4 protein-coding genes and 2 pseudogenes are annotated in these 5,411 nt (G+C 52.8%); 1 reads left to right on the top strand and 5 read right to left on the bottom strand.

All coding sequences use genetic code 11. The features are described 5' to 3' along the window. Nucleotides 1-407 (bottom strand): annotated as a pseudogene (locus ACUU1M_RS18475) (autotransporter outer membrane beta-barrel domain-containing protein); the annotation flags it as partial. Nucleotides 408-932: 525 nt separating this feature from the next. On the opposite strand from ACUU1M_RS18475, the gene hemB reads away from it, so the two are divergent. After that, nucleotides 933-1,907 (top strand): porphobilinogen synthase, encoded by a 975-nt coding sequence (hemB, locus tag ACUU1M_RS18470; protein WP_001295337.1) that lies wholly within the window; start codon nucleotides 933-935, stop codon nucleotides 1,905-1,907. A gap of 105 nt (nucleotides 1,908-2,012) precedes the next feature. Here the strand turns inward: hemB and tauD are convergent, their stop codons facing one another. From tauD to tauA, 4 genes and pseudogenes are all read right to left on the bottom strand, one after another. Then, a complete protein-coding gene (gene tauD, locus ACUU1M_RS18465; RefSeq protein ID WP_000004018.1) occupies nucleotides 2,013-2,864 on the bottom strand; it encodes a taurine dioxygenase in 852 nt (283 codons plus the stop codon). 14 nt (nucleotides 2,865-2,878) lie between these two features. Next, a pseudogene (gene tauC, locus ACUU1M_RS18460) lies at nucleotides 2,879-3,689 on the bottom strand (taurine ABC transporter permease TauC). Further along, a complete protein-coding gene (gene tauB / locus ACUU1M_RS18455; RefSeq protein WP_000939365.1) occupies nucleotides 3,686-4,453 on the bottom strand; it encodes a taurine ABC transporter ATP-binding subunit in 768 nt (255 codons plus the stop codon). The pseudogene tauC and the gene tauB overlap by 4 nt, the downstream one beginning before the upstream one ends. 12 nt (nucleotides 4,454-4,465) lie before the next feature. After that, nucleotides 4,466-5,411 (bottom strand): taurine ABC transporter substrate-binding protein (tauA, locus tag ACUU1M_RS18450; protein ID WP_449144731.1); only part of this gene is annotated, 946 nt, incomplete at its 5' end.

Raw genomic sequence — 5,411 nt, 5'->3', positions numbered from 1 at the left:
AGACGGTCATGGTAGTAATCATCCGCACGATCAGCACAATCAGTTGTCATGCACTCGGAATAAATCATACCGTGAATAGTGCTGTTTTTGATTGTCAGACTATTGGCGTTGGTATTGGTAGAAATACCGTCGTCCAGATAGTAGGTAGAAATCACGCCGTTAACGGTAGCGTTATTAATGACCGGGTAGATATCGCCGTTGTAATAGCTATCAGCGGCATAGTTGTTCCAGCCTACATAACCATCATAGTAAACGTCATCAGCATAGGTGGCGTCGTTGTAGTGATGGAAAGTATTGTAAGTTTGACCAGAAATATCGTTGGTCGCTGCATTAGCCTGAGAGGTGATAGCCAGAGTGCAAGCCAATGCTAATTGTGATACTACAAGTTTCTTTTTCCAGGAGTGCATTTGTCATCCCTCCTCAGGGACGTAATAAGTTGATCCATCAATTATCAATGCATAGAAAACATATTATGTTTCGCGCTAACGATTATGCTGCGTTACAGACGAATGGTTCAATTATTCTTTCCCCTAAGTCCGAATGTGGACATATATAATTTATGGAGGAAAACACGCATCAAATTGATAAAAGGACGATATTTCAGCATGTTGCAGATAATGTTATTTTTGATGCATACGCGTTATAAATATCAAAAACACAAACCAGATAAATATCTTATCAATATACAACAAAGTTTGAATTATTCAATTTATAGCAGCACAACCAAACGACAAAAAAAATAATAACCAAGAGCTATAAATAAAGATTAAAAATATTTTCAGTGAATATGAAATTATTGCTATTTCTATTACAAAGATGTCCTGGTCTCTCTTTCATTCTCTTCTTGTCAACATCGCGACAACTTTCGTAAAACACTCCTGCCCCGCTTCAGGTATACTGTGCACCTTAATTCCACAAACATCAGGCAGACCATGACAGACTTAATCCAACGCCCTCGTCGCCTGCGCAAATCTCCTGCGCTGCGCGCTATGTTTGAAGAGACAACACTTAGCCTTAACGACCTGGTGTTGCCGATCTTTGTTGAAGAAGAAATTGACGACTACAAAGCCGTTGAAGCCATGCCAGGCGTGATGCGCATTCCAGAGAAACATCTGGCACGCGAAATTGAACGCATCGCCAACGCCGGTATCCGTTCCGTAATGACTTTTGGCATCTCTCACCATACCGATGAAACCGGCAGCGACGCCTGGCGGGAAGATGGACTGGTGGCGCGTATGTCGCGCATCTGCAAGCAGACTGTGCCAGAAATGATCGTCATGTCAGACACTTGTTTCTGTGAATACACTTCTCACGGTCACTGCGGTGTGCTGTGCGAGCATGGCGTCGACAACGACGCGACTCTGGAAAATTTAGGCAAGCAAGCCGTGGTTGCAGCTGCTGCAGGCGCAGACTTCATCGCCCCTTCCGCCGCGATGGACGGCCAGGTACAGGCGATTCGTCAGGCGCTGGACGCTGCAGGCTTTAAAGATACGGCGATTATGTCGTATTCGACCAAGTTCGCCTCTTCCTTTTATGGCCCGTTCCGTGAAGCTGCCGGAAGCGCATTAAAAGGCGACCGCAAAAGCTATCAGATGAACCCAATGAACCGTCGCGAGGCGATTCGTGAGTCACTGCTGGATGAAGCCCAGGGCGCAGACTGCTTGATGGTTAAACCTGCTGGAGCGTACCTCGACATCGTGCGTGAGCTGCGTGAACGTACTGAATTGCCGATTGGCGCGTATCAGGTGAGCGGTGAGTACGCGATGATTAAGTTCGCCGCGCTGGCGGGTGCTATAGATGAAGAGAAAGTCGTGCTCGAAAGCTTAGGTTCAATTAAGCGTGCGGGTGCGGATCTGATTTTCAGCTACTTTGCGCTGGATTTGGCTGAGAAGAAGATTCTGCGTTAATTTTTTTCCTCTCAGAAAGGGGGAGTTAACCTGTTGAAAGTACGGTGAACGCCCCCTCACCCTAACCCTCTCCCCAAGGGGGCGAGGGAACCGTCCGCACTCGTATCACCCCGCCCGATAAAACGGTTTATCCCCAAGGATCGTCGCCCGATGCATAATCCGCCGCTGTGGCAGGTAATCGGCATTGGCATAGTGCTGAGTCACGCGGTTATCCCAAATCGCAATATCATTCGGTTGCCAGCGCCAACGCACCTGAAACTCCGGTTTAGTGATATGGGCGAATAAAAAGCCTAACAAGGCTTCGCTCTCTTTCTCGCTGACATCGACAATTCGCGTAGTAAAGCCTTCATTCACAAACAGCGCCTGTTTACCGCTCACCGGATGCGTTCGCACCACCGGATGTAGCAACGGAGGATTTTTCGCGACCGCCTCGCGCCAGCGTTGATGTTCCTCCTCGGTTTTGCGGTATTTGTATTCCGGGAATGATTTACGGAAATCATGCTCCGCACGCAGCCAGCTCAGCAGCTGGCGGAAGGGAGCAGAGAGCGCCTCATAGGCCGCAATACCGCTGGTCCAGAGCGTATCACCGCCGGTCGAAGGTAACTCTTTAGCTGCCAGAATCGCCCCTGCGGGTGGCGTTTCAATAAATGTCACATCGGTATGCCAGTTGTCGTTATCCGGCGGATTATCGTTATGGGTATCCAGCACGATGATCTCGTCAACCCCTTCGGCATGAGGGTAAACAGGGTGAATATGCAGTTCGCCAAAACGCTGGGCCAGCGCGCGTTGCTGCTGCGGCGTAATAGCTTGATCGCGCAGAAATACCACCTGATGGCGCAGCACCGCATGGTAAAGCTGTTCAAACTGATTATCGCTTAACGGGCGCGTCAGGTCGGCACCCGAAATTTGTGCGCCGATATACGGCCCCAGCGGGGTAATGCTCAGACGTTCACTCATTGTACTTCTCCATGCTAGGGCGTCAGACGGCGCTGTAACGCGCGCAGACCCAGTTCTAAAAGAAAGGCGATAATCGCAATCACCGCGATCCCCGCCAGTACCACGTCAGTCGCGAGAAATTCACCCGCTGACTGAACCATAAATCCTAAACCGCGTGTCGCGGCAATCAGCTCCGCCGCTACCAGCGTAGACCAGCCCACACCCAGACCAATGCGTAATCCGGTGAGGATTTCCGGCAGCGCGCCGGGCAAAATGACAAACCACAGCACCTTCGCACGGCTGGCACCCAGCGACTGGGCGGCACGAATGCGAACCTGCTGCGCGCTTTTCACCCCTGCCAGCGGCGACATCGCCACCGGCGCAAAAATCGCTAAATAGATCAGTAAGATCTTCGAGGTTTCACCAATACCAAACCAGATCACCATCAGCGGCAAATAAGCCAGCGGTGGCACCGGACGATAAAGTTCGATTACCGGATCCAGAATGCCGCGCACCGTCGGGCTTAGCCCCATGGCGATCCCGACCGGAATACCGATCACCACCGCCGCGAGTAGCGCCAGCACAATGCGCGTCAGGCTGGCTGCCAGATGCTGCCACAGCGTGGCTGTCCATAAATCCCTGCGGTCCGGCAATGGTGAGCAGTTTTGCCAGTACTTGTTGCGGCGGCGGCAAAAACAGCGGGCTAATCAGTTGCAGCGCCGCCACCGTCCACCATACAGTGAGTAAAACCGCTAACGTGCCAATGCTTAAGGTCACCTGACGCGAGAGCGGCCAGCGCCATTTCAGCCGCCGCGAATGCAGTTTTTCATTAATGAGCACACTCATGGGAACGCCTCCCGTTGCTCAAATACGCGGCTTAAAACATATTCGCGCATGGCGATGAATTGTGGATCGGACTTGATGCTGCGGCTCGACTCTCCCGCAACAAAGCGGCGAGCAAAGTTGAGCGGCAGCCGCTCCAGCACACGGCCAGGGCCGGATGAAAGCAGAACCAGTTCAGTCGCCATAAACACCGCTTCTTCTATATCGTGGGTAATCAACAGCACCTGCTTGCCCGTCTCCTGCCAGAGTTTCAGCAGCAGAGTTTGCATCTGGTCGCGGGTGAAGGCGTCCAGCGCACCAAACGGTTCGTCGAGTAATAACAGCTGGGGATTCGCCGCCAGCGCGCGGGCAATCCCCACCCGCTGACGTTGACCATCGGAAAGCTGCCAGATATAGCGTTTTTCTGCGCCTTCCAGCCCCACTTTTTTCAGCATCTGGTGCGCGATTTCCAGTCGCTGCATTTTCTCTATACCTGCCAATTGCAGGCCGAACGCCACGTTGTCCTGTACATTGCGCCACGGTAGCAGCCCTTCATTCTGAAAAACTACGCCACGCTCTGCTCCCGGTCCCTCAATACGCTTACCCGCCAGTTGAATGCTGCCATGCTGATAAGGCACAAAACCGGCAATCAGATTCAGCAGGGTGGTTTTACCGCAGCCGGACGGCCCCAGCACCACCAGTAGCTCGCCGCTTTCCAGCGTCAGGTTGATATCTTCCAGTGCCGGTTTGCCGCCATAATCGGCATAGAGATGAGAGATTTGCAGCATCTGCGCCTCCTTTTATTGCACGAAGCGCGAGGTAACGTACTGGCTGTAATCATTCGCTACAGCCGGGACCTTGCCCTGCTCTTTCAAAAACTGCGCGGTGTCGATGATTGCTTTGTTCACCGGTCCGGTCAGTTCTGCCGTTTGTTGCTGCGGCGTCAGATAGGTATTTCCCTTCACCAGCCCCGGAACGTCACCTTCAGGCACGCCGCTTAAACGCGCCAGTTTGCTGATGTTTTCCGGCTGTTTCAGCCACGCGTCAGGGTTAGCAATGTACGGTTGCTGTGCATCGATGGCGCTTTTGGCGAACGCTTTCACGACCTCAGGATGTTTCTCGGCAAAATCTTTGCGCACCCCCCAGACGTCCAGCGTTGGCGCACCCCACTGCCCGACCTGTTCAGAATCGGTCAGCACCTTGCCGTCTTTTTCCAGGGCGTTAACCGCCGGTGCCCAAACATAAGCACCATCAATATCACCCCGCTGCCATGCGGCGATAATCGCGGGCGGCTGCAGGTTCACAATCTCCACTAGCCCTGGTTTAATCCCCCAGTGTTTCAGCGCCGCCAGCAGGCTGTAGTGGGTGGTGGAGATAAACGGTACGGCAATGCGTTTACCAATCAAATCTTCGGGTTTGCTGATAGTTTTCTTTACCACCAGCGCTTCGGAGTTACCCAGTTTTGACGCCAGCAAGAAGACTTCAATCGGCACCTGTTGGCTGGCTGCAACCGCTAATGGGCTGGAACCGAGGTTGCCGATTTGCGCGTCGCCAGAAGCCAGCGCCCGCACGATGCTGGCTCCGCTGTCAAACTTACGCCAGTCCACGCTCGCCCCGCTCTCTTTAGCAAAGGTGTTGTCGGCCTGAGCCACTTTCGCCGGTTCGGCTGAGGTTTGATACGCCACGGTGACGTTCACCGCCTGTGCCTGAAAAGCGATGAATGCCAGTGCGGCAAGAAGTGTGTTA

Source organism: Shigella sp. SIG6, from assembly GCF_053555815.1.
The sequence above is the reverse complement of the archived record's forward strand: the minus strand, read 5'-3'. Positions and strand labels throughout refer to the sequence as shown.